20 protein-coding genes and 2 pseudogenes are annotated in these 25,091 nt (G+C 65.2%); 4 read left to right on the top strand and 18 right to left on the bottom strand.

The annotated features are described in order from the left end of the window. Window positions 1-3 precede the first annotated feature (3 nt). The 3 genes from secF to yajC are packed head-to-tail and all read right to left on the bottom strand — an operon-like array spanning window position 4 to window position 3,047. Entirely contained in the window at window positions 4-1,038 is a 1,035-nt protein-coding gene (gene secF / locus RX327_RS19635) for a protein translocase subunit SecF (RefSeq protein WP_317246843.1), read from the bottom strand. Window positions 1,039-1,049: 11 nt separating this feature from the next. Then, window positions 1,050-2,651: a protein translocase subunit SecD gene (gene secD, locus RX327_RS19630; protein WP_317246842.1), complete on the bottom strand. Its 1,602-nt coding sequence runs from the start codon at window positions 2,649-2,651 to the stop codon at window positions 1,050-1,052. Window positions 2,652-2,690: 39 nt separating this feature from the next. Beyond that, entirely contained in the window at window positions 2,691-3,047 is a 357-nt protein-coding gene (gene yajC, locus RX327_RS19625) for a preprotein translocase subunit YajC (protein WP_317246841.1), read from the bottom strand. 190 nt (window positions 3,048-3,237) lie between these two features. On the opposite strand from yajC, the gene RX327_RS19620 reads away from it, so the two are divergent. Continuing rightward, a complete protein-coding gene (locus RX327_RS19620) occupies window positions 3,238-4,221 on the top strand; it encodes an ATP-binding protein (protein ID WP_317246840.1) in 984 nt (327 codons plus the stop codon). A 242-nt stretch (window positions 4,222-4,463) separates the two neighbouring features. Here the strand turns inward: RX327_RS19620 and RX327_RS19615 are convergent, their stop codons facing one another. Continuing rightward, window positions 4,464-5,855, bottom strand: a complete 1,392-nt coding sequence (locus RX327_RS19615) for a LysM peptidoglycan-binding domain-containing M23 family metallopeptidase (protein ID WP_317246839.1) — start codon at window positions 5,853-5,855, stop codon at window positions 4,464-4,466. A gap of 111 nt (window positions 5,856-5,966) precedes the next feature. Continuing rightward, window positions 5,967-6,623, bottom strand: coding sequence for a protein-L-isoaspartate(D-aspartate) O-methyltransferase (locus RX327_RS19610; protein WP_410712065.1), 657 nt, complete (start codon window positions 6,621-6,623; stop codon window positions 5,967-5,969). Between the two features lie 376 nt (window positions 6,624-6,999). Between RX327_RS19610 and RX327_RS19605 the strand changes: the two genes are divergently transcribed. After that, window positions 7,000-7,377, top strand: coding sequence for a response regulator (locus tag RX327_RS19605; RefSeq protein ID WP_026192734.1), 378 nt, complete (start codon window positions 7,000-7,002; stop codon window positions 7,375-7,377). Between the two features lie 108 nt (window positions 7,378-7,485). On the opposite strand, the pseudogene surE reads toward RX327_RS19605, so the two are convergent. Next, window positions 7,486-8,254: pseudogene (gene surE / locus RX327_RS19600) on the bottom strand (5'/3'-nucleotidase SurE). 605 nt (window positions 8,255-8,859) lie between these two features. On the opposite strand from surE, the gene RX327_RS19595 reads away from it, so the two are divergent. Next, on the top strand, window positions 8,860-9,276 hold the full coding sequence (locus RX327_RS19595) for a hypothetical protein (RefSeq protein ID WP_317246838.1): 417 nt from the start codon (window positions 8,860-8,862) through the stop codon (window positions 9,274-9,276). A gap of 108 nt (window positions 9,277-9,384) precedes the next feature. Here the strand turns inward: RX327_RS19595 and serS are convergent, their stop codons facing one another. From serS to RX327_RS19545, 10 genes and pseudogenes are all read right to left on the bottom strand, one after another. Further along, the gene (gene serS / locus RX327_RS19590; RefSeq protein ID WP_317246837.1) at window positions 9,385-10,716 is read right to left on the bottom strand and encodes a serine--tRNA ligase; all 1,332 of its coding nucleotides are present in this window, start codon (window positions 10,714-10,716) and stop codon (window positions 9,385-9,387) included. 204 nt (window positions 10,717-10,920) lie between these two features. Continuing rightward, window positions 10,921-11,727 (bottom strand): twin-arginine translocase subunit TatC, encoded by an 807-nt coding sequence (tatC, locus tag RX327_RS19585; protein WP_317246836.1) that lies wholly within the window; start codon window positions 11,725-11,727, stop codon window positions 10,921-10,923. Further along, window positions 11,724-12,224 carry a Sec-independent protein translocase protein TatB gene (gene tatB / locus RX327_RS19580; RefSeq protein WP_317246835.1) on the bottom strand — a complete coding sequence of 167 codons (501 nt, stop codon included), beginning with the start codon at window positions 12,222-12,224 and terminating at the stop codon, window positions 11,724-11,726. The genes tatC and tatB overlap by 4 nt, the downstream gene beginning before the upstream one ends. A 159-nt stretch (window positions 12,225-12,383) precedes the next feature. Continuing rightward, a complete protein-coding gene (locus RX327_RS19575; RefSeq protein ID WP_317246834.1) occupies window positions 12,384-12,617 on the bottom strand; it encodes a twin-arginine translocase TatA/TatE family subunit in 234 nt (77 codons plus the stop codon). A 201-nt stretch (window positions 12,618-12,818) separates the two neighbouring features. Next, window positions 12,819-13,664 (bottom strand): annotated as a pseudogene (gene scpB / locus RX327_RS19570) (SMC-Scp complex subunit ScpB); the annotation flags it as partial. 22 nt (window positions 13,665-13,686) lie between these two features. Beyond that, window positions 13,687-14,508 (bottom strand): ScpA family protein, encoded by an 822-nt coding sequence (locus RX327_RS19565; protein WP_317246833.1) that lies wholly within the window; start codon window positions 14,506-14,508, stop codon window positions 13,687-13,689. After that, on the bottom strand, window positions 14,505-15,527 hold the full coding sequence (gene nagZ, locus RX327_RS19560; RefSeq protein WP_317246832.1) for a beta-N-acetylhexosaminidase: 1,023 nt from the start codon (window positions 15,525-15,527) through the stop codon (window positions 14,505-14,507). Before nagZ ends, RX327_RS19565 begins: the two co-directional genes overlap by 4 nt. 46 nt (window positions 15,528-15,573) lie before the next feature. Further along, the gene (locus RX327_RS19555; protein WP_317246831.1) at window positions 15,574-17,040 is read right to left on the bottom strand and encodes an SPOR domain-containing protein; all 1,467 of its coding nucleotides are present in this window, start codon (window positions 17,038-17,040) and stop codon (window positions 15,574-15,576) included. Between the two features lie 118 nt (window positions 17,041-17,158). Then, window positions 17,159-18,955 (bottom strand): arginine--tRNA ligase, encoded by a 1,797-nt coding sequence (gene argS, locus RX327_RS19550; RefSeq protein WP_317251193.1) that lies wholly within the window; start codon window positions 18,953-18,955, stop codon window positions 17,159-17,161. Window positions 18,956-18,964: 9 nt separating this feature from the next. Further along, window positions 18,965-20,173, bottom strand: a complete 1,209-nt coding sequence (locus RX327_RS19545) for a deoxyguanosinetriphosphate triphosphohydrolase (protein WP_317251192.1) — start codon at window positions 20,171-20,173, stop codon at window positions 18,965-18,967. Window positions 20,174-20,312: 139 nt separating this feature from the next. Between RX327_RS19545 and erpA the strand changes: the two genes are divergently transcribed. Continuing rightward, on the top strand, window positions 20,313-20,642 hold the full coding sequence (gene erpA / locus RX327_RS19540; RefSeq protein WP_317251191.1) for an iron-sulfur cluster insertion protein ErpA: 330 nt from the start codon (window positions 20,313-20,315) through the stop codon (window positions 20,640-20,642). Between the two features lie 63 nt (window positions 20,643-20,705). Here erpA and RX327_RS19535 read toward each other — a convergent pair whose 3' ends face one another. Continuing rightward, on the bottom strand, window positions 20,706-23,834 hold the full coding sequence (locus tag RX327_RS19535; RefSeq protein ID WP_028332142.1) for an efflux RND transporter permease subunit: 3,129 nt from the start codon (window positions 23,832-23,834) through the stop codon (window positions 20,706-20,708). Window positions 23,835-23,837: 3 nt separating this feature from the next. After that, window positions 23,838-24,971, bottom strand: a complete 1,134-nt coding sequence (locus RX327_RS19530; protein WP_028332143.1) for an efflux RND transporter periplasmic adaptor subunit — start codon at window positions 24,969-24,971, stop codon at window positions 23,838-23,840. Window positions 24,972-25,091: the final 120 nt, after the last annotated feature.

The raw sequence follows: 25,091 nt of genomic DNA, 5'->3' as shown, positions 1-25,091 counted from the left end.
CGGCTACTTCTTGGCTGCCGCCGTGTCCGGCTTCTTTGCCGGCGCGTCCTGCGCCGCGTCTCCACCCCGCGTGGTGTGAACACCGAGGTAGATCAGGATCGGGGCCGCGATGAAGATCGAAGTGTAGGTGCCGACCAGCACCACGCCGAACATCATCACTGCGGTAAAGCTGTGAATCGCGTGCCCGCCGAACAACAGCAGCGCGAGCAGCGCCAGCGTCACCGTGAAGTGAGTGATGATCGAGCGCGAGAGCGTCGAGTTGATGGACTCGTTGAGAAGCTGCGGCATCGGCATCTTCTTGTAACGCCGCAGCATTTCACGGATACGATCGTAGATGACGACGGTGTCGTTGAGCGAATAGCCCAGGATCGTCAGCAGTGCGGCGATACTGGTCAGGTCGAAATCGACCTGGCTGATCGACATGAAGCCGATGGTCAGCACGATGTCATGCACGTTCGCGATCATGGCGCCGAGCGCGAACTGCCATTCGAAGCGGAACCAGAGATAGATCAAGATGCCCAGGATCGCGAGCATCAGACCGAGCATGCCGTAGGCCAGCAGTTCGCCTGAGACGCGCGGGCCGACCACCTCGACGCGGCGATATTCGACGGAATCGCCAAGCGCGGCGCGAACCTTCGTCACCGCATCCTGCTGCGCCTTGTCGCCTCCGGGCTGCTCGGCAACGCGGATCAGGACTTCCGCCGGACCGCCGAACTGCTGCAGCTGCACCTCGCCGAGGCCAAGGCCGTTCAAGGTCGTGCGCATCGCCGCGATGTCGGCGGCGCCGGACTTGGCCCGCACTTCGAGCAGCGTGCCCCCCTTGAAATCGATGCCGAAATTCAGGCCATGGGTGAAGAACAGCGTGATCGCGACGATCGACAGCGCCGCCGAGATCGGGAAGCTGATGCGGCGGAAGCGCGTGAAGTCGAAATGCGTATCGTCAGGGACGATGCGCAGCGACGGCAGCAGGCCGAGCGCCGCGACCACGGTCAAGACGGCGATCAGGATGCCAAGGCCAATGAGAACGGTGTGAGTCACGATCAGGCTCCTCAGATCGGCACGCTCTGCGGCCGCTTCCACCGCACCCACCAGGCGACGATCAGCCGGGTCATGGTGAAGGCGGTGAACACCGTGGTGATGATGCCGATGCCGAGCGTCACGGCAAAGCCGCGCACCGGGCCGGTGCCGATGTAGAACAGCACCGCGGCGGCAATGAAGGTGGTGATGTTGGAATCGAGGATGGTCGCGAGCGCCCGCTTGAAGCCGGCGTCGATGGCCGAGATCGCGTTGCGGCCGCCGCGCAGCTCCTCGCGGATACGCTCGTAGATCAGCACGTTGGAGTCCACCGCGATGCCGACGGTGAGCACGATGCCGGCGATGCCGGGCAAGGTCAGCGTGGCATTGAGCAGCGACAGCAGGCCGAAGATCATCGCGACGTTGATCGCCACCGCGATGTTGGCAAACACGCCGAACAGACGGTAGGTCAGCAGCATGAAGACGATGACGAGGATCGAGCCGACATAGGCCGCAAGCTCGCCCTTCTCGATCGAATCCTGGCCGAGGCCCGGACCGACGGTGCGTTCCTCGACCACCGTGAGCGGCGCCGGCAGCGCGCCGGCGCGCAGGAGGATCGCGAGATCGTTGGCCGATTGCACCGTGAAATTGCCGGAGATCTGACCCTGGCCGCCGGTGATCGGCTCGCGGATCACGGGCGCCGAGATCACCTTGTTGTCGAGCACGATCGCGAAGGGCAGTCCGACGTTCTCCGTCGTGGCCTGCGAGAACTTGCGCGCGCCCGAGGTGTTGAACTTGAAGCTGACGACCGGCTCGCCCGTACGCTGGTCGAAGCCGGGCTGTGCATCGGACAGTTCGCCTCCGGAAACCAGAACCTGTTTCTTGACGACATACGGAACCGGCGGCGGCGATGCGCTCATCAGCAGCTCGGAGTCCGCCGGCAACCGCCCCTGCTGCGCCTGGTCCGGCGGCACGGAGGTGTCGACCATGCGGAATTCCATCTTCGCGGTCTTGCCCAGCAGTTCCTTCAGGCGCGTCGGATCCTGAAGACCCGGAACCTGCACCAGGATGCGGTCATTGCCCTGGCGCTGGATCACGGGCTCGACGGTGCCGAGCTCGTTGACGCGGCGTTCGACGATCTGGATCGACTGCTCGATGGTCTGCCGGATTCGCTCGGTGACCGCGGCCTGCGGCACCTTCAGGCGGATCAGGCCGCCGCCCGCGTCCTCAACCTCAAGGCTGCGCTGGCCGCTGGAGCCGAGCAGGCCGCCGAGCGGCTGCGACAGCTCGCGGAGCTTCGACAACGCCGTCGCCTGGTCGCCTTCCTTGGAGATGCGGACTTCCACCGCGTCGTTGCGGACCACGAGGCCGGTGTAGCCGATCTTGGCTTCACGAAGCACCTTCCGGACGTCGTCGCGGACCTGGTCGAGCCGCTCCTTCTTCACGTAGTTGGAATCGACCTCGAGCAGCAGATAGGAGCCGCCCTGGAGGTCGAGGCCGAGCACGAGCCTGCGCTGCGCCCAGGCGGGCCAGGTCTTGACCTCCGCCTCGGGGAAGAAGTTGGGGACCGCGCAGAGGCACACGATCAGCGCCGTCAGGATAATCCCCAGCGCCTTCCACCGCGTGAAATACAACATCGAGTTGACCCGTCAGATTCCAAAAAGGCACCGCGGCAATCAGCTCGCGGACGCCTCGTCCTTGGCGTCGCCTTTCGCCGGCTCGCCCTTGGCTCGCACGCCGGAGATCATCTGGCGCATCTGCCGCACGCGCACGCCGTCGGAAATCTCGAACTCGATCTGGTCGTCGTCGACGACCTTGGTGACCTTGCCGACGAGGCCTCCCGAGGTCACGACGGTGTCGCCGCGGCGGATGTTCTTCACGAGCTCGGCGTGGTCGCGGACCTTCTTCTGCTGGGGACGCAGAATCAGGAAGTACATGATCACGAAGATCAGGGCGAACGGCAGCAGCGACATCAACATGCTGTTGGTGTCGCCGGCGCCCGCGGCCTGGGCATACGCAGGGGTAATCAGCATTCGGACGATCCTCGGATAAGACGGGAAAGAACCGGCAGCGCCCTCGGATTCGGGGCGGTATGGCGGTCCGGACAAATTCGCGCGGACTATAGCGGCCGCGGTCCCAATTGCAACGTTAACGGACCTTCATTTAGGGCGCTTGCGGGACCGCCGCCAGCCCGATAAGGCTGCGCCGTCAGGAACTGGACAAATGCCGAAAAAAGCCAAGAAATCGACCAGTAAAACAGCCCGCAAAATAGCCCCCAGAGCCGCCGCCAACAGCGCCGCAAAAGCCGCGACAAAAAGCCCGGTAACGCCGCTCGACGGCGCGACCGCCGAGCGGATCGCGAACGCCCTGGAGACCATCGCGAGCCGCCTCGCGGCCGCCTCCCCGGCCGCCGATCCGGCCGAGTCGCTCAGTGCCGCGGACGCCTTCGTCTGGCATCCCGACGGCCGCCTCGCGCCCGTGCCGCGGGTCAGCCGCGTCGAGTTGTTCCTGCTGAAGGGCGTCGACCGGATGCGCGACATCCTGATGGAGAACACCGAGCGCTTCGCCAATGGCCTGCCGGCCAATAACGCCCTGCTCTGGGGTGCGCGCGGCATGGGCAAGTCGTCGCTGGTGAAGGCAGCGCATGCCAGCATCAACGCGGAGCGCAAACCGGCCGACAGGCTGAAACTGATCGAGATCCACCGCGAGGACATCGAGAGCCTGCCCGCGCTGATGGAGCAGCTGCGGGCCTCGTCCTTCCGCTTCATCGTGTTTTGCGACGACCTCTCCTTCGACGGCAACGATGCCTCCTACAAGTCGCTCAAGGCCGTGCTCGAAGGCGGCATCGAGGGCCGGCCCGAGAACGTCATTCTCTACGCCACCTCGAACCGCCGCCACCTGCTGGCGCGCGAGATGATCGAGAACGAGCGCTCGACCGCGATCAATCCGGGCGAGGCGGTCGAGGAGAAGGTGTCGCTGTCGGATCGCTTCGGCCTCTGGCTCGGCTTTCACCGCTGCAGCCAGGACGAATATCTCGCCATGGTGCGCGGCTATTGCGGCCATTTCGGCGTCAGGATCGATGACGAAGCGCTGGAGCGCGAGGCGCTGGAATGGTCCACGACGCGCGGCTCGCGCTCGGGCCGCGTCGCCTGGCAGTTCACGCAGGAACTGGCGGGCCGGCTCGGTGTGCGGCTGAGCGGCAACTAACAGGCAATCAGACGCATAGCCCTTCCGTCACCGCCTATGCAGTCCGGATGGAGCGCAGCGCAATCCGGGATCGGTGCACTCCGCGAGTGAGCCCCCGGATTTCGCTTCGCTCCATCCGGGCTACGCGGCTGAGCGGCAAGTCATTGTCGCAGCGATCGTCAAAACAAAACGGGGGAGGCTTGCGCCTCCCCCGCTGTCTTTGTTGTGAGACTTGGAAGTCCCTTGAAGTCCCGACGCGTAGCTTACGCGCCGTTGAGGAACTGGAGCGGATCGACCGGCGACGATCCCTTGCGGATCTCGAAGTGAAGCTGCGGCGACGCCACCTCCCCGGATTGACCCGACTTGGCAATGACCTGGCCGCGCTTGATGGTGTCGCCGCGCTTCACCAACAGCTCACTCGCATGGGCATATGCGGTGACGTAGCCGTTGGAGTGCCGAACCAGGACCAGATTGCCGTAACCTTTCAGCTCGTTGCCGGAATAGGCGACGACGCCGTCTTCAGCCGCCTTGACCGGCGTCCCTTCGGGCACCGCGAGATTGATGCCGTCATTGGCCTTGCCATTGGTCTTGGCGCCGTAGCTCGTGACCACCTTGCCGCGGACCGGCCAGCGGAAGGTCGGCAGCGCGCCGGTGGCCTCGCTCGACTTGGTGACGACGGGCGCTTCAGCGGCAGCCGCCGGCTGTTCGACCGTCGCGGTCGGCTGGACCAGCCGCGCGCTCTGCTGCGGCAGCGCGGTTGCAATGACCTTCGGGGCTGCGACCGCCGGTGCCGGAGCCACAGCCGCAACCGGCGCGGCAGCAACGGGTTGCGCAACGGGCGCGGGCGCCGCCATCGCCGTCTTGGCGCCGGGCACCACGAGCTTCATGCCGAGGCTGAGCCGGGCCGACTGGTCGAGATTGTTGGCGCGGGCGAGCTCGGCTACGGGAATGTGGTGCTGGCGCGCGATGCTGTGCAGCGTGTCGCCGCGATTGACATAGTGGACGCCGGCAGGCGCGGCCGCCACGGCGACGGGGCGCGCGGCGGGTGCGGCCAGCGCCGGCGCTGCGGCCGACGCCGTCGGGCGCGGAATGACCAGCTGCTGGCCGGGCGACAGCGCGCGCGGTCCCTTGTAGCCGTTGGCGCGCAGGATCTCGGCGGTCGAGACGTTGTAGCGGCGCGCCAGCACTTCCAGGGTGTCGCTGGTGCCGACGATGATGGTCGTGCCGCTATGCCCGGCATGGGCTGCTGCGACCGAATGCGGAACGGTGCCGGTGGATTCGATCTGCGGACGCGCGGGCGGCGGCGTGTAGGACGAGACCCCGCGCCCTCCTCCGGAGACGCCGGCATTGCCGTTGGCGACCGGATAGGACTGCGGCGCTGCGGCGACCGGCGGCGGCAACGGCTGCGATTGATATTGCGAATATTGCGGTTGCGTTCGAGGCCGCGCGTATTGCGGCAACTCGCGCGGCGGCGGCGCCTGCTGCACGGTGCCGGTCGGCTGCGGATCAAACGCAAACGGATTTTGCGAGTAGGAGTTTTGCGAGAAGCGCGACGACATGTCGGCGCTGCACCCTGCAAAGCTGAAGGAGATCAGCGCCAGCGCCGCGACCTGCGGCACGCGGCGCGAGTAAAGCAACTCGGCGACAGCGGACATGGTTACTCACTCGTACGCAACAGAACTGGTGTTTTAAGTAAACACCTGCCGAGTAAATAACGGCTTAACCCTCCCAATAAGGTGTTGGTGCCAAGCAGCAAATCGCCGAATTTACAATTCGCGCGCGATTCCCGGCAGCGCCGGCACAAAGCGGACGTCGACCAGTTCCTTGCGGTCGAAGCCGTTCTCGGTCCGCACCACGCGGACGAGGGTCTGGGTACCCTGATGCGGGCCGACCGGGGCGATCAGGATGCCCCCGACTTCCAGCCGCTCGATCAGGTTGTCCGGAATCTGCTCCAGCGCGGCGGTGACGATGATGCGGTCGAAGTCGCCTGCCCCGGCCGGAACGTCGAAGCCGTCCCCGAGCAGCACCTCGATATTGTAATAGCCCAGCTTTTCGAGGCGCTTGCGGGCGCCGTCGGCTAGCGTCCGGTAGCGCTCGATGGTCAGCACCTGCTTGCACAACCGCGACAGCACGGCAGCCTGGTAGCCAGACCCGGTGCCGATTTCGAGCACCCGGTGCTGCTTCTTGAGCTGGAGCTGCTCGGTCATGTAGGCGACGACGAAGGGCTGGCTGATGGTCTGCCCGCAGGCGATCGGCAGCGCGCTGTCACGATAGGCGCCGTCGCGATCGGCGTCCTCGACGAAAAGCTCGCGCGGCACCTCTTCCATGGTCCTCAACACGGCCTGATCGCTCACCCCGCGCCGCCGCAGGGTCAGCTGAAACATCATCTTCTCGGTCGGATCGGGGTTCACGGCCATGTTCATCAGCGTCTCTGGGCAGCAGCGCGGAATCTTGCCCTCTTTGATGCCATTGAAATCCGAAATACCGCGTTAAGGAAAAATTTCCCGTCGCGTTTTGTTCCCGGCCAGGAACCATCGCCAGATTTGGCATTGGCGCCGGCCCGGCTCCCTCACATATAATCGGCGGCGATGCGCAATTAACGTCTGGGTGGCCAGATCAGGGGCTCTCGGAGGGCCAACACACCTCGTTGGCTGTTGGGCAAATCTTGCGCAACAAAGCCGGCCACGGCGATGCGGCAAACGCTGTGGCGCGCTGGAAAAGGACCAATTCCCAAACGTTTGCATTGCGCGCTGTAATGTTATTTGCGAGCCTAATTCAGGGAAGGGCAAGGATTCCATCATGACAGCGATACGGCCGGCGGGCTGTTCAGTTTTCCTCGTAGAGGACGAGGTCATGATCCGGATGATGGTCGCCGATATGCTGGAGGAACTCGGCCATAGCGTTGCGGCCGAGGCCGGCGAAATCGGCGAAGCGGTCAAGCTTGCGCAATCGACCGAATTCGACCTCGCGATCCTCGACGTCAACGTCAATGGCAAGGTGATCACCCCGGTCGCCGAGCTGATTAACGCCCGCAACCGCCCCTTCATCTTCGCGACCGGCTATGGCTCGTCCGGCCTGCCTCCGGAGTACCGCGACCGTCCGGCGCTGCAAAAACCCTTCCAGCTGGAGACGCTGGCCCAGGTGATCTCCAGCGCGATGAAGGGCGCGCCGGTTTAACGGCAAGTTGCGCGCGTAGCCCGGATGGAGCGAAGCGCAATCCGGGGACTTCACAACACGGGTCCCGGATTTCGCTTCGCTCCATCCGGGCTACAGATTCCCCGAGGATTACTTCAGCGTATCAATCAGCGTTTCCGAAAATGCTTCATCGGTGCGATCGAGCCTGAGCGGCGTGACGGAAACGTAGCGCTCGCGCAAGCGCCGCGAGATCGGTGCCGTCGGCGGGCGCATCCATCATCGCGGTGCGCTCGAAGCCGATCCAGAAATAGGGATTGCCGCGTCCGTCGTGACGGCGATCGATCTTCAGGAACCCCTGATTGCGCTTGCCCTGCCGCGTGATCCGGATGCCCTTCACGTCATCGGGCATGCAGGACGGGAAGTTGACATTGATGACGGTATTCCTGGGGACGCCGGCGCCGATCACCTTGCGGATGATGTCGGGTCCGAATTTCAGCGCAGTGTCCCACAGCGGCGCGTTGCGCGTCTCGATCGAGAATTCCTGCGACAGTGCGAATGACGGCAGGCCCAGGATGGTGCCCTCCAACGCGCCGGCAATGGTGCCGGAATAGACCACGTCCTCGGCGACGTTGCGGCCCTTGTTGACGCCGGACAGCACGACATCAGGCAGCTTGGCACCCAGGATATGGCGGGCCCCCATGATGACGCAGTCCGTCGGCGTGCCGCGCACGGCAAAGTGCCGCGGGCCGACCTCGCGCAGGCGCAAGGGATCGTTCAGCGACAGCGAATGCGAGACGCCGGACTGATCGAGCTCGGGGGCAACGATCCAGACGTCGTCGGACAACGCGCGTGCGATCTGCTCGACGACCTGCAGGCCTGGAGCATGGATGCCGTCATCATTGGTGCAGAGAATTCGCATCCGTCAAAGTGCCTTTTGTTCCGATTCGGCGCGGGTATCTTACGTTGCGGTTTCTTGAGTTGATTGCCGTCTTAACCGGCTAGGGCCGCGGAGGCAAACTTGGCGATGGCCCGCGCCATCGTGCCGACGTCACGCGCCATGGACAGACAAATCGCGCGCTGCCGGCGATCTTGCGCTCGAACACCGGCCAGGCTGCTCTAGCCGGCCGCCGAACAACCGCGATGACGGGCGTTGGCCGCGGCGCCTCCGGCATTTTAACTCGCGGGGTCTGACGCAGTTCGGCCCCGAGCCCCCGGGACGTGACAGCTTCTGACGTTGGAGGCCCCGGCTTGGCAGGTTCAGGCTTTGGCGCTTCAACCTTAGCTTCAACCTTGGGAGCTTCAACCTTGGGCGGATCAACCCTCCGAGCTTCCGGCCTGGCCGGCTCAAGAGCAATTGATGCGGTTTGGCGTGGCTCAGGCTTGGGAGGCCTCGGAAGCTCCAATGGGGAGAGCTCGGACTTAATGGGATCGGCCGTGACCGAATTGGCCTTCATGGGATCGGCTTTGGCGGAAGCGGTCGTGAGAGACTCGGCCTTCGGAGCTTCGAACGCGCGAGGCTCAGCCATGGACGGTTCTGGGGCGACCGAAGCCGCTTGGGGGAGCTCGGACCGTGCCGGCTCGACCTTCCGAGGCTCAACCCTGAGCGGTTCGGGTTTGGGCGGCACGGGAGCGAGCGCCTCGGCCGGTTTTGCGACCGGCGCCGTCGCAGCCGATTTCGATTTCAGCCTGGCCAGCAGCTCCTCGATCGAGGGCACCGATGTCGCGTCAAGCGGAGCGCGCGGCGCGGCCGGCGGCGTCGCCCGGACCGGCGGTGGCGGCGACGCAATCGGTGCAGGTGGCGACAGATCGGCCGGCGCCATCTGGGCGAACTTGCCGCGCGCGATCTCCAGCGCCTTGTCGAAGTCGGGCCTGTCGATCCAGGCCTTCGATTGCACCTCGGTCACGCGCGCGTCCCACAGGCGCGCGGCCTCGACGTCGTAATAGCCCATCTGCTTCTGATTGATCAGCTGCAGACCGTGGCCCGTAACGGCCCATTGTCGACCTAGCCAGTGGATGTCACGGTGCAGCGGCATCACACTGGCCCTCGCCTCACATGCCGTGCTCGATGACCTTGAGCCCGCCCATATAGGGCTGCAGCACATCGGGCACCGCGATCGAACCATCCTGCTGCTGGTAGGTCTCCATCACGGCGATCAGCGCGCGGCCGACCGCGGTACCGGAGCCGTTCAGCGTGTGCACGAAACGCGGCTTGCCATCCGGCCCGCGCGAGCGCGCATCCATGCGGCGTGCCTGGAAGTCGCCGCACACCGAGCAGCTCGAGATCTCGCGGAACATGCCGCCGTCGCCCTGCCCGGGCATCCAGACCTCGATGTCATAGGTTTTCTGCGACGAGAAACCCATATCTCCTGCGCAGAGCGTCATCACGCGATAATGCAGGTCGAGTTTCTGCAACACCTGCTCGGCGCAGGACAGCATCCGCTCCAGCTCGTCCTTGCTGGTTTCCGGCGTCGTGATCGAGACCAGCTCGACCTTGGTGAACTGGTGCTGGCGGATCATGCCGCGCGTGTCGCGCCCGGCCGCGCCGGCCTCGGCGCGGAAGCACGGCGTCAGCGCGGTGAGCCGCATCGGCAATTGCTTCTCGTCGAGAATGGACTCGCGCGCGAGATTGGTGAGCGACACCTCGGCGGTGGGAATCAGACCGAGGCGCTCGGTCTTCAACCGCTCAAGGTCGGGCGAGAGCAGTTCGCCCTTGATCGCCCAGAACTGGTCGTCCTCGAATTTCGGCAGTTGCCCGGTGCCGAACATCACCTCGTTGCGCACCAAGAGCGGCGGATTGATCTCGGTGTAGCCATGCTCGGTCGTGTGCAGATCGAGCATGAACTGGCCGATCGCGCGTTCGAGTCGCGCCAGCCCCTTCTTCAGCACGACGAAGCGCGCGCCGGAGAGTTTGGCCGCCGCCTCGAAATCCATGTAGCCGAGCGCGGTGCCGAGATCGTCATGCAGTTTTGGCGCAAAGCTGTAGTTGCGCTTGTTGCCGAACACGTGATGCTGGACGTTGCCGTGCTCGTCGACGCCGTCAGGCACTTCGGCGAACGGAATGTTCGGGATCGCCGACAGCTCTTTCGTCAGCTGTTCATCGGCCGTCTTCGCCGCCAGCTCGAGCTGCGGCATCGTGGTCTTGAGCTCGGCGACCTCGGCCATCAGCTTGGCCGCCCGTGTCTCGTCCTTGGCCTTCTTGGCGTCGCCGATCTCCTTCGAAGCCGCATTGCGCCGCGCCTGCGCCTGCTCGGAGGCGAGGATCGCCGCACGCCGCCTCTCGTCGATCGCCAGCAGCGAGGGCGACAGGGCCTCTAACCCGCGGCGCTTCAGGCCGGCGTCGAAGGCTGTCGGGTTGTCGCGGATCGCTTTGATGTCGTGCATGAGTTAGTCCTGGCAGGCTTTGCGTAAGCAACCAACCATTGCGTTGGCAAACTACGGCTATGTAGTTCCACTACCACGACCGTCATCGTCAGCGAAAGCGGGTGATCCAGCATTCCAGAGACGTCGGCGTGTCACCGAGAGGCCGCGGCGTACTGGATACCCCGCTTTCGCGGGGTATGACGCCGAGTGTGAGGCGAAATCACTTTATTCGGCGGGATTGGTCGCCGACGGCGCCCCGGACGAGGCATTCGAGGTCGCGGCCTTCTTTTCCGCGATCCGGACCGCGATGATCGAGCCCTCGTAGAGCGCCATCAGCGGAATGGCCAGGGAGCACTGGCTGAGCACGTCAGGCGGCGTCAGCACGGCCGCGATGACGAAGGCGATCACGATGAAATAGCGGCGCTTCTCGCGCAGCATCTTCGAGGTGACGATGCCGATCCGCCCAAGCAGCGTCAGGATCACCGGAAGCTGGAAGGCGATGCCGAAGGCGAAGATCAGCGACATCATCAGCGACAGATATTCGCCGACCTTGGGCAGGAGCTGGATCTGCGCGGTCTCGTCGCTGCCTGCCTGCTGCATGCCGAGCGAGAAGCGAACCAGCATCGGCAGCACGACGAAATAGACCAGCGCCGCGCCGAGCACGAAGAAGAACGGGGTGGCGACCAGATACGGCAGGAAGGCCTGCTTCTCATGCTTGTAGAGCCCGGGCGCCACGAACTTGTAGATCTGCGTCGCCACGATCGGGAACGAGATGAAGCCGGCGCCGAACAGCGCGAGCTTCAGCTGTGTGATGAAATATTCCAGCAACGCCGTGTAGATGAACTTGGAGTTCTCGGGCCCTGCGACCCACACGAACGGCCAGACCAGCACGTTGTAGATCTGCTTGGCGAAGAAGAAGCAGAAGATGAAGGCAATGCCAAAGCCGAGCAGCGCCTTGATCAGCCGCGAACGCAGCTCGATCAAATGGTCCATCAGAGGGGCTTTGCTGGCCTCGATATCTTCGGCGCTCATGACGCCCTCGCGTCCTTGAGCGCTTCGGGCTGCGCCGGCGTCACGTCCTGCGGCGCCGGCTCACCCTTCACCTCATTGGTGATCGCAAGCGCCTCGCCCGCGGCCGCATGCGCCTCGGCCTCGACGAAGGTTTCCGGCGTCGGCTCGGCAGGAGTGGTGGGCGTCACCGGTGCGTCGACTGCGGACGCGACCTGTGCATCGACCGGCTTGTCGATCTGCAGGGCGTCGCTGACGTCCTTCTGCAGCGACGTCATGATGTTGCCGCTGGTGATGCCGGTCGCGGCCTCCTTGACCTCGTCAAAGCTCTTCTTGAGGTCGGCCATCTCGGCCTCGCGCATCGCTTCCTGAAACTGGCCCTGGAACTCCGCGGCCATCTTGCGGGCCTTGCCCATCCATTGCCCGACCATGCGCAGCACGCCCGGAAGCTCTTTCGGGCCGATGGTGATCAGGGCCACGACCCCGATCAGGACCAGTTCACTCCACCCGATATCGAACATGAGGTCTTCCGCCTAGCGCGCCGCCATCGGCCCCATCGCTCCCAACAGGATCTGGGGCTGCCGGCGCCTTTTCTCAATCGGCGTCCATAGCGCGTCTCTGCGACGGCGTCACCGTTTCGCGCAAGAAAAAACGTCGAAATATGCGTCAGTACAAGCGCGTTAGACGGCTTTGCTGCCGACGTCCTGGCGCGCGGCCGACGGCGCCCCATTGTGCTCGATCGACTTGGCCGGCTCCGGCTTCTCGGCGGGCTTGTCGTCGTCCTGCATGCCCTTCTTGAACGCCTTGATGCCCTGCGCCACGTCGCCCATCAGATCCGAAATCTTCCCGCGGCCGAACAGCAGCAGGACCACCGCGATCACCAAGATCCAGTGCCAAATGCTGAGTGAACCCATCCTGCAACCCTCCAGAAATGGCCGGCGGACCGGCCTGAACTTTGCCGGAAGGTAGGCCCGCGGGGTGTCAAAAACAAGGACCTCGGCCGCGGCAAATCGCTGTCGCGGCTACGTAATATTGCTAGGCTTAACCGGGAATATTCAGGCTTATTCGCCCTTGTCCTCGGTGTCGGCGTCATCACCGGCGTGGTCGGCGCGGTCTTCCGGCTCGCCGGCGTCAGGTTCGGCCGCATCCGCGTCAGAGGCAACGTCCGCCTCGACCTCCGCCTGGGCGGTCGCTTCGACCTCGGCAGTCCCAACCTCATCAGTCGTTTCTGCGTCGGCTTTCGGTTCCTCGGCTTCCGGCTCGACGGCCGGCGCCAGCAGCAGTTCCAGCGTATCACCCGGCTCGAGCGGCTCCTCGTCCTCCCGCAGCGTCGCGTCATCCGACGGCGACGGAACGGAAAATCCGGTCGGCAGACGCGAGTCGAGCAGACCCGTGCCCTTCAGCTCCTCGAGCCCCGGCAGGTCGCCGAGCGCTTCCAGGCTGAACTGCGACAGGAACGCGTCGGTGGTTCCGAAGGTCAAGGGGCGGCCGGGCGTCTTGCGGCGGCCACGCGGCTTGATCCAGCCGGTCTCCAGCAGCACGTCGAGCGTGCCCTTTGAGGTCACGACACCGCGGATCTCCTCGATCTCGGCCCGTGTCACCGGCTGGTGATAGGCGATGATTGCGAGCACCTCGATCGCCGCACGCGACAGGCGGCGGGTCTCGGTGGTCTCCCGCGTCATCAGCCAGGCGAGGTCGCCTGCCGTGCGGAAGGTCCATTTGTTGGCGACACGCACGAGGTTGACGCCGCGCGGCGCGTATTCCGCCTGCAGCTGCGCGAGCGCCGCCTTGACGTCGACGCCGTCGGGCATCCGCTTTGCCAGCGTTGCCTGATCGATCGGCTCGGCCGATGCAAACAACAGGGCTTCTAGGAGCCGCAATTCCTCAGGACGCGCCACCGGATCCATAGGAGAAACCTCCTCCTCGGGCTCTTCTCTGCGCACTTCCGCCAAGCTTGCCATGGGCCTGCTCTCCTTCTTCCACTTACTCAACCGACAGGTCCGGCGCCGCCACTGCGGCTTGCGCTTGACGCTTTCGGAAATAGATCGGCGCGAACGCCTGCTTCTGGTTGATCTCCATCTCGCCCTCGCGAACCAGTTCGAGGGCGGCAGCGAAGCTCGATGCGAACACCGTCGCCTTCTGCGTGGGATCGGCGACGTAATTCATCAGGTACTCGTCGAGGCAGCTCCAGTCCTCGGCGATGCCGACCAGCCGCTCCAGCGTGGCCCGCGCCTCGGCGAGCGACCACACCGTGCGCTTGGCAAGATGCACGCTCGCCAGCACGCGCGACTGGCGCTGTGCGGCATAGGCGGTGAGCAGGTCGTACAGCGTCGCGGTGTATTTCGGATGCTTGATCTCGGCGATCTGCTCGGGCTCGCCGCGCGGGAAGATGTCGCGCTGCAATTGCGGCCTGTTCATGAGCCGGTTGGCGGCTTCGCGTATGGCTTCCAGCCGGCGCAGGCGGTTGGCGAGCGCGGTCGCCATTTCCTCGGCGCTCGGCCCCTCCGCGCTCGGCGGCTCGGGCAGCAGGAGCCGCGACTTCAGAAAGGCAAGCCAGGCCGCCATGACGAGGTAGTCGGCGGCAAGCTCGAGCCGGATCTTCCGCGCGGCCTCGATGAAGTGGAGGTACTGGTCGGCCAGCGCCAGGATCGAGATCTTGGCGAGGTCGACCTTCTGCTGCCGCGCCAATGCGAGCAGGAGGTCGAGCGGGCCCTCATAGCCCTCGACGTCCACCACCAACGCCGGCTCGCCCTCGGCGAGCTCTGCGGGCCGCCCGGTTTCGAACGATAGGATTTCTGCGGTCATGCCGTCCCTACCCGATCCAACAACGCATCCAGTTCAGCCCGTGCCGCCAGCCGGTCGAGCGGCTGAGGCGGCTTGCGCGCGGCGAGCGTCGCCTTGGCGCGCTCAAGCGCCTTGCCGGTCAGTTCCGGCGTTTCGCGTGCGACGTCGCGCATCTCCTCGATGTTGCCGTTGCAATGCAGGGCAACGTCGCAGCCGGCCGCGAAGATGGCGCGGGTCCGCTCGGCGATATTCCCCGACAGCGCGTTCATCGACACGTCATCACTCATTAACAAACCCTGGAACCCGATTGCGCCGCGAATCACGTCAGCAATCATTGTCGCAGATGTCGTCGCCGGATGGGCGGGGTCGACCGCGCTAAACACAACATGTGCAGTCATGGCCATCGGCAGATCCGCGAGTGACTTGAACGGGGCGAAATCGGTCCGTTCCAGCTCGCCCTTGGCGGTATCAACGGTCGGCAGCTTGAAATGGGTGTCGGCGGTGGCGCGGCCATGCCCGGGAATGTGCTTGAGAACCGGCAGGACGCCGCCCTGCTCCAGGCCCTCGGTGACCGCACGGGCAATTGCCGCGACCTTGCCCGGCTCGGTGCCATAGGCCCGGTTCCCGATGACCGCATCCGCCCCGGCCACGGGAACGTCGGCCAAGGGCAGGCAATCGACGGTGATTCCGAGATCGATCAGATCGGCCGCAATCAGCCGTGAGCTGAGCCGGGCTGCCACAAGCCCGAGCTTCGGATCGATGTCGTAGAGCGCCCCAAAGCTCGCGCCCGGCGGATAGGCCGGCCAATGCGGCGGGCCGAGCCGCTGCACCCGCCCGCCTTCCTGGTCGATCAGGACCGGGGCATCGGCGAGGCCGACTGCGGACCGGAGTTCCCCAACAAGAGCCGCCACTTGGGCAGGACTCTCGATGTTGCGCTTGAACAGGATGAAGCCCCATGGCCGCTCGGTGCGAATGAATTCGCGTTCGGCGTCCTTGAGGATCAGCCCGGATATGCCCGTGATGAATGCGCGGTTCGTCATTCGGCCGATTAGGCCGTATGCAGCTCACGGGTCAAGGAAACGGCCTTTAATTTCTTTGGATGAGGCACTGCGGCCCACCCGCCGACATCAGGCTCTTGCACACTTGGCTCGCCTCTTCTGAGGACGCGAACGGGCCGGCAAAGGCGCGGTAGTAGACGCCCTTCTCGCCGAGATCGACGCGCTTCACCACCAGAGGCTGCGAACCGAGCACGTTGCGATACTTGCCTTGCAGCGTCCGATAGGACGCCTGCGCGTCCGCCTCGTTCTTCTGCGAGGAGACCTGGACCAGATACCCGCCGCCGCCAACCGGAGCCGCCGAGGTCGAGGCCACCCGGGTCGGAGGCGCGGCCGGAGCCGCCTCAGCCTGGCCGGGAACAAGCGACATTGGCGAGTTGACGCTGGCATTGGCCGCAGCCGGGTTGCCGCGCGACGCCGGAGGCTTGGCCGCCGCCGGAGGTTTCGCCGGCACGGCCGAGGTCGCCTGCGTGCCATCGGGCGTATCGCCCTTGACCGAGAGCGTGCGGACCTTGCGCGGCTCGTTGTTCGGCAACGTGCCGTTCGCGGTGATCGGCGCCGGCGCCGGCTGTGCCGTCTGCACGCTGGCGGGCGGCGGTGGATTCGCATTGGCGTTTAGCGGCGGAAACACGACGCGCGGTCCGGCGGTCTTCGAATTGACGTCGACGGGCGCCTCCTCGCGCGGCACGATCTTCTCGGTGCCGTCACCGCTGGCCATGCGGTCCGGCACCTTGGCCGAGGAGTCCGTCGGCGCCGGCACGATCTTGGTCGGCGTGTTGTCGGCCTTGATGATCGGCGGCTCGCCACTGCGGGGCGAGCCCATATAGGTCTTGTAGGCGTATGCGCCACCGACACCGAACACGCCGAGCGCCAGCACCGCGGCGACCGTTATCAAGCCGCTGCGCCGCCGGCGGGGCTCAGGTTCTTCCTCGTAGGCCTCCTCATAGGCATAGGGGTCGTCCGGATAGGCGGGATCGCGCTGATAGTCCTGCTCGCCTGTCTCCAGCCGGCCGTAGAGCGCATCGTCGTAGCGCGAGGGATCCTGACTCTGACCGCCACTCTGATAGTGCGGCTCCTCGTCAAAAGCCTCCGGCTGTCGAGGCGCCTCGACCGGCCGATATTGCGCCACCGGCGCAGGCGCGGGCTGCGCCTGCTGGGCCGCATAGCGATGCAACGGATGCACCGGCTTCGGCTGGTAGTCCTGCTCGGGCTCTTCGTCTTCGATGTTCTGCACGGGAGGCGGAGCGACAGCCTCCTGCCGCGCGCGCTGCATCCAGGGCGGCGGGCCCGCGGGCCGCGCATCCTCGTCCTCGGCCTGCGGCTCGTATTGTTGCGGCCGCGCGTTGGCGCGCGACTGCAGCGGACGCGGCGGCGGCTTGTTGGCGGAGCCGAAGGGATCCGTCTGGCCGATCAGCCGTGCCAGTTCGGCAAGCGGATCGCTGTCGGCCTTGGAAGCCGTGTCGGCGGGAAAATGTCGGTCCTGATATCGATCAGCCATTGTGATGATGCATCCCCTTCGGGACAGCGCCAAGATCGCCGGCACAGCCGGTCCGTACGAGTTGGCCTCTGCCAGATGCCCTCACAAATCCCCACTCGTGAGGGCCTAATGCCCCTGCCTACCGCATCTCGGTCGGAGCGTGGACGCCTAGAACGGCGAGGCCCGATGCCAGGACCGAGACGACGCCCTGGACCATGGCCAGTCGCGCCTTTGTAAGATCTGCATCATTATTGATAATGAAGCGTAAATAGGGCAAATCGCGCCCCTTCGTCCAAAGTGCGTGAAATTCGCTCGCTAACTCATAGAGATAAAAGGCAATTCGGTGCGGCTCGTGGGCCGCGGCGGCGGCCTCGAGCATGCGCGGATAAAGCGCAAGCCGCTTGAGCAGCTCGAGCTCGGCGGGGTCGGTCAGCCGCTCGACCGTAGCATTACGGAGATAGGCCAGCCGGGCCTCATCGGTCGCGGGCAGATCGGGAACCGCTTCCTCTCGCGCGTTGCGGAAGATCGAGTGGCCGCGGGCGTGACCGTACTGGACGTAGAATACCGGATTGTCGCGCGACTGTTCCATGACCTTGGCGAGGTCGAAGTCGAGCACCGCGTCGTTCTTCCGATAGAGCATCATGAATTGGACAGCGTCGGAGCCGACCTCGTCGACCACCTCGCGCAGCGTGACGAATTCGCCGCTCCGCTTCGACATTTTGACCGGCTCGCCGTTGCGCAAGAGCTTCACGAGCTGAACGATCTTGACGTCGAGCGCACCCTTTCCGGAGGTAGTCGCCTTTACCGCCGCCTGCATGCGCTTGATGTAGCCGCCATGGTCGGCGCCGAATACGTCGATCAGATTGGTGAAGCCACGCTCGAACTTGTAGCGATGGTTGGCGATATCGGATGCGAAGTAGGTGTAGGAGCCATCCGACTTGATCAGGGGACGATCGACGTCGTCGCCGTAGGCGGTTGCCTTGAACAGCAGCTGCTCGCGATCCTCCCAATCCTCGACCGGGGCGCCCTTCGGCGGCGGCAGGCGACCTTCGTAGATGTCGCCCTTGGCACGCAGGAAATCGATGGTCTCGGCGACCTTGTTGTTGCCCGTCTCGATCAGCGAGCGCTCGGAGAAGAACACGTCATGACGGATATTGAGGGCGGCGAGATCGTCCTTGATCTCGTCCATCATCATCGCGATGGCCTTGGCGCGCACGATCGGCAGCCACGCGGCTTCCTCCATGTCGAGCAGCTTCTCGCCGTATTCCCCGGCGAGCGCCTGCCCGACCGGCTTGAGGTAGTCGCCAGGATAGAGCCCTTCCGGGATCGCGCCGATGTCCTCGCCGAGCGCCTCGCGGTACCTCAGGAAGGCCGAGCGAGCGAGCACGTCGACCTGAGCGCCGGCATCGTTGATGTAGTACTCGCGCGTAACGTCGTGACCGGCGAACTGGAGCAGGCTCGCCAGCGCATCGCCGAACACGGCACCGCGGCAATGGCCGACATGCATCGGCCCGGTCGGATTGGCCGAGACGTATTCGACATTGACCTTTTCGGCCTTGCCGACATCGCTGCGCCCGTAAGCCGAGCCGGCGGCCAGCACGGCGCGCAGCGCGTCCGCCCAGACCTGCGGCTTCAAGGTCAGGTTGATGAAGCCGGGACCGGCGACGTCGACCTTGGCGATCAGCGCGTCGGCACGGAGCCGCTCGGCGATCTGCTCGGCGAGATCGCGCGGCTTTGCCTTTGCCTCTTTCGCCAGCACCATGGCAGCGTTGGTCGCCATGTCGCCATGGGAGGCATCGCGCGGCGGTTCGACCACGACACGGGACAGGTCGATGCCGGCGGGCCAATTGTCCTCGGCAGCGACAGCGGCACAGATCGCGTGCACGCGCGTCAACATGTCGGCAAAAAGGTGTGGTGAAGCAGTGGTGTCGGCCATGGCAGGGCGCTAACGCAAATCCGGGGTCGAGTCAAAAAGCCGCTGGTGCTCGGTCAGGGCGAAACGGTCGGTCATCCCGGCAATGAAATTGCCGATCCGCCTGTTCCGAGCGCTCCCGGTCTCCTGCACGCTGCCCTCGATCCATTCTGCCGGCAGGTCTTCGGGCGATTGCTGGTAGCGCTCGAACAGATTGCGGACCACCTGCTCCGCCTCCCCCATCACCCGCATCACCCGCTTGTGGCGGTACATGTGCTGGTACAGGAAGGCCTTGATGGCGGCCTCCTGCTCCGCCACCTCCGACGGAAAGGCGATCAGCGGGGTGTTGTGGTGGCGCACGTCGTGCGCCGATTGCGGCTGCGCGGCCGCGAGGCGCCGGCTCGCTTCGTTGAAGACCGCGCTGATGAAGTGTGAGATCAGCTCACGCACCAGTTCGGCCCCGCGCCGGACCTCGTCGAGCCCGGGATAGTGGCGGTCGATCCCGGTGATGATCTCCGCGGTCAGCGGCATCACCTTGAGATCGTCGACCGCGAACAGGCCGGCGCGCAGGCCGTCGTCGATGTCATGGGCATCGTAGGCGATGTCGTCGGCGATCGCGGCGACCTGCGCCTCCAGTGAGGCGAAGCTCCACAGTTCGAGGTCGTGGCCCTTGTTGTAGTCGGCAATTCCGATCGGGATTCCACTCTCCAGATAGCGCCCGACCGGAGCGCCGTTGCGGTCGGTCAGCGGGCCGTTGTGCTTGACGATGCCCTCCAGCGATTCCCAGGTCAGGTTGAGCCCGTCGAACTCGGGATAGCGGTGCTCGAGCGAGGCGACGACGCGGAGCGTCTGGGCGTTGTGGTCGAAGCCGCCGAATTCCTTCAGGCAGGCGTCCAGGGCCCGCTCGCCGGCATGCCCGAACGGCGGATGACCGAGATCGTGCGCGAGCGCGAGGGTTTCAGTGAGGTCCTCATCCAGCCCGAGCTGCCGGGCCAGCGCGCGGGCGATCTGCGCCACCTCCAGCGAATGGGTCAGCCGGGTGCGGTAATGGTCGCCTTCATGGAACACGAACACCTGGGTCTTGTACTTCAACCGGCGGAAGGCGGTGGAATGGATCACCCGGTCGCAATCCCGCCGGAACGGGCTGCGGGTCCGGCTCGGGGGTTCGGGGACCAGCCGGCCGCGGCTGCGATCGGGATCGCAGGCATAGGGCGCACGGGGGGCTGCCATTCCGACGGACACGGCGAATTTAGTCCCTATCCATTTGATTCTATGGTCCGACGCACTTAACTATGACTAAGGCGGCCGACCAAATGAATTGGGGATGACGCCGGGCCTGATCCGGATCAGATCATGCTCAAATAGGGTTTCGGAGACCGACATGACTGCTGCCATCACCGTCAGCGAACGGGCCGCCCGCCGGATCGGGCAGATCCTCAGCAAGGAAGGCGAAGGCGCCATGCTGCGCATCTCCGTCGAGGGCGGCGGCTGCTCCGGCTTCCAGTACAAGTTCGACATCGACCGCACCCAGGCCGATGACGACCTCGTGATCGAGCGCGACAGCGCGGTGGTGCTGATCGATCCGGCCTCGGTCCCGTTCCTCGCGGGCTCCGAGGTCGATTTCGTCGATGATCTGATCGGCGCCTCGTTCCGCGTCAACAATCCCAATGCCACCGCGTCCTGCGGCTGCGGGACCAGCTTCTCGGTCTAACGCTTCGCGATCCCAAGCGGTTTCTCCCGGCGAGCCGGTTTCCGGCTCGCGCCGAACGCTCGGCTATTCCGCCGCGACCACCTGCGGCCGCTCGACGTCGCCGCCTGTCTCCGCATGGGGATCGAGCTTGCGCCGCAGCCTGCGGTCGATGCGGTCGAGATAGATGTAGATCACGGGCGTGATGAACAGCGTCAGCAATTGCGACACGCAGAGGCCGCCGACCACGGCGACGCCGAGCGGCTGACGCAGTTCGGCGCCGGCACCCGCGCCAAGCGCGATCGGCAGCGTGCCGAAGATCGCCGCGAACGTCGTCATCATGATCGGGCGGAAGCGCAGCAGTGCCGCCTCGCGGATCGCGTGCTCGGCGCTGAGGCCGACGCGGCGGCGCTCCAGCGCGAAGTCGACCATCATGATCGCGTTCTTCTTGACGATGCCGACCAGCATCACGATGCCGATCATCGCGATGACCGACAGCTCCATCCCGAACATCATCAGCGTCAGGATCGCGCCGATGCCGGCCGACGGCAGACCGGAAATGATCGTGATCGGATGGATGAAGCTCTCATAGAGAATGCCGAGGATCACGAAGGCCGCGAACACCGCGGCGAGGATCAGCACGCCCTGCCCGCGCAGCGAATCCTGGAACACCTGCGCGGTGCCGGAGAAGCCGGTCGCGATCGTCGGCGGCAGGTTCGCGTTCTGCTCGAGCTCGGTGATCTTGTCGACCGCGTAGCCGAGTGAATAGCCCGGCGCGAGGTTGAACGAGATCGTCACCGCCGGCTGCTGGCCCTGGTGGTTGATCTGCAGCGGTCCGACCGTCGGCACCAACCTCGCAACCGCATCCAGCGGGATGGTCTGGCCATTCGCGGTCTTCATGTAGAGCTTCGACAGATCGGACGGATCGACGCGAAACTGCGGCTGCACCTCCAGGATAATCTGGTAGTCGTTCGACGGCATGTAGATGGTGCCGACCTGCCGCGCGCCGTAGGCGTTGTAGAGCTGGTTGCGGACCTGGTCGACGGTGACGCCGTAGACCGCCGCCTTCTCGCGGTCGATGTCGACCGTCATCTGCGGGTTCTTGATGTAGAGGTCGGTGGTGACGTCGAGGAGTCCTGGGATCTTCTCGATCTTGTCGCGCATCTCGGGCGCCAGCCGGTACAGCGACTCGGTGTCGCCGCTCTGCATCACATACTGATACTGGCTCTTGGAGATCCGGCCGCCGATGTTGAGGTTCTGGACGCTCTGGAAGAACGCCTGCATGCCCGGAATCTCGCGTGCCTTCTGACGGAGCCGGCCGATCACCACGGTGGCGTTGTCGCGGGTCTTCTGCGGCTTCAGTGCGATGAACAACCGACCGTAATTGGTGGTCGGATTGGGACCGCCTGAGCCGACGGTGGAGTTGATGTAATCCACCGCTGGATCGGTCCGCATCACCTCCACCAACGCCTGCTGGCGCACCTTCATCGCCTCGAACGAGGTGTCGGTCGCGGCCTCCGTCACGCCGATCAGGAAGCCGGTGTCCTCCTGCGGGAAGAAGCCCTTCGGCACGATCATGTAGAGATAGACGGTACCGCCGAGCGTCGCGAGCGTCACCACCAGCATCAGCGCCTTCTTGGCCAGCACCCAGTCGAGCGCCCATTCATAGGCGCGCAGCCAGGCCTCGAACATCGCCTCGAACGCCCGCAGCACGATGTTCGGCCGCTTGGTCGCGTCATGCGCGCGCAGCACGCGGGCGCACAGCATCGGCGTCAGGGTCAGCGACACGAAGCCGGAGACGATGATCGCAACCGAGATCGTCACCGCGAACTCGCGGAACACGCGGCCGACGATACCGCCCATCAAGAGCACCGGGATGAACACGGCGATCAGCGAGAAGGTGATCGAGATGATGGTGAAGCCGATCTCGCGGGCGCCCTTCAGCGCCGCCTCGAACGGCTTCATGCCGTGCTCGATATGGCGGACGATGTTCTCCAGCATGACGATGGCGTCGTCGACCACGAAGCCGACCGAGAGCGTCAGCGCCAGCAGCGTCATGTTGTTGATGGAGTAGTCCAGCGCGTACATCGCCGCGCAGGTGCCGAACAGCGAGATCGGTACCGCCAACGCCGGGATGAAGGTCGCAGAGGCCGAGCGCAGGAACAGGAAGATCACGAGGATCACGAGCCCGATCGCGATCAGCAGGGTCTCCTCGACGTCGCTGACCGCCTGGCGGATCGAGACCGAGCGGTCCATCATGACCTGCATGGTCACCGAGGGCGGAATGGCGGCGCGCAGCGACGGCAGCTTGGCCAGCACGGCGTCGACCACCGCCACGGTGTTGGCGTCGGGCTGCTTCTGGATCGCGAGCACGATCGCCCGCTCGTCGTTCATCCAGGTCGCGATCTTGTCGTTCTCGACGCTGTCATAGACCTTGGCGATCTCGTCGAGCCGGACCGGCGAGCCGTTGCGCCAGGCGACATAGATCTGGCGGTAGTCGGCCGCCTTGTCCATCTGGCCGGAGGCCTGCAGTGCCACGTCCTGCTTGGGGCCGTTCAAGGTACCGACCGGCGTCGACGAATTGGCGCGCGACACCGCGGCGCGGATATCCTCCATCGAGACGCCGCGCGCGGCGGCGGCCTGCGGATCGGCCTGGACGCGGATCGCGAATTTCTGCGCGCCGTAGATCAAGACCTGGGCGACGCCCGGCAGCTGCGACAGCGCCTGCCCGATCGTGATGTCGCCATACTCATTGACGCTCGACAGCGGCAGCGTCGCCGAGCCGAGCGAGACGAACAGCACCGGGAAGTCCGCCGGGTTCACCTTCCGGAAGCTCGGCGGGATCGTCATCTCGATCGGCAGCCGGCGCTGCGCGATCGTCAACGCGGTCTGCACGTCGAGCGCGGCGGCATCGATGTTGCGGTTGAGGTCGAACTGGATGGTGATGACGCTCGTGCCCTGCGAGGAGTTCGAGGACATCGAGGAGATGCCGGCAATGGTCGAGAGCTGGCGCTCGATGATGCCGGCGACCGAGGCCGCCATGGTGTCGGCGCTGGCGCCGGGCAAGGTCGCGGTCACCGCGATGGTCGGGAAGTCCACCTTGGGCAGCGCCGAGACCGGCAGCAGGCGGAAGCCGAACACGCCGAATGCGATGATCGACGCCGTGATCAGCGTCGTCATGACCGGGCGGCGGATGCAAAGCTCGGAGAGCGTCATCGGTCAGGCTCCGGCCTTGCGCGCCCGCAACTCGACCCGCGATCCCTCGGACAGCAGCAGCTGGCCGTCGACGACGACGCTTTCATCGCCCGCCAATCCGTCCGAGATCACCGAGCTGCCCTGAAAGGTGCGATCGACCTTGACCGGCCGGACCTTGGCGACGCCGTCCTTGACGACGAAGACGAAATTGCCGTTCTGGCTGCGCTGCACCGCGACCGTCGGCACCACGACCGCGTCTTCGCTGCGGATGATCAGCTTGGTCTGCACGATGGTGCCGGGCCAGAGCGTCTCGCTCTCGTTGTTCATGATGCCGCGCACGGTCACCATGCCGGTGGTCGCGTCGACGGCGTTCTCGACCATCGCGACCTTGCCGCGCTCGGAGCGCTGGTGGCCGGGAATGGTCGCGATCACCTTTGAATCGCCCTTCCCCATGGCGTCGCGCAGATCGACCAGCGCCCGCTGCGGAATCGCGAAGGTGACGTAGACCGGTGCCATCTGGTTGATGACCGCGAGCGGCTGGGTGTCGGCGGGGCGGACGAAGTTGCCGACCTTGACATTGGCGGCGCTGATCCGTCCCGCGAATGGTGCGCGGATGACGGTGTAGCTCTTCTGGACGCGGAGATTCTCCAGCGCGAAGCGGTCGGCCTTGATGGTGCCGATCAGGACGTCGGACTGGGTCTTGGCGTTGTCGAGGTTGACCTGGGTGGTCGCACCCTTGCCGACCAGCTCGGTGTAGCGGCGGAGGTCGCGCTGCGCGCCCTCGAGCTGGGCCTGGTCGCGGGCCAGGACGCCCTCGGCCTGTTCGATCTGCGCGTCGATCTGCCGCGCGTCGAGGGTGAACAGCAGGTCGCCTTCATTGACCCTGGCGCCGTCCTCGAAATGCACCGCGACAATGGTGGTCTCCAGCCGCGACTTCAGTGCCACGCTGGAGATCGGCGTGACCTGCCCGATGGCATCGACATCGACCGGAACCGATTTGCGTTCCGCCTTGGCGAGATCCACGGACACCACGCGCGGCCGCGGGGTCCCTTGCGCGGTGGCGGCGCCGCCACCCATCCATGAAGTGCGGGTCATATAAGCCGCCCCGGCCGCAATGCCGAGAACAGCGACAGTCAGAACCAAACTGCGTTTTTTCATAAGTTTTGCACGTGCGCCGCCGGCTTCCCTTGCAAGCCGGAACGCGTCGTCACTCCCCCGTCGGCAATTGTTGCGCCTTGTTTCCGGAGAGAGTTAGCACAGGCGGACCGCCCATGGTAT

The sequence above is a fragment of the Bradyrhizobium sp. BEA-2-5 genome (assembly GCF_032918025.1).
Classification (GTDB): Bacteria; Pseudomonadota; Alphaproteobacteria; order Rhizobiales; family Xanthobacteraceae; genus Bradyrhizobium; species Bradyrhizobium pachyrhizi.
The sequence above is the reverse complement of the archived record's forward strand: the minus strand, read 5'-3'. Positions and strand labels throughout refer to the sequence as shown.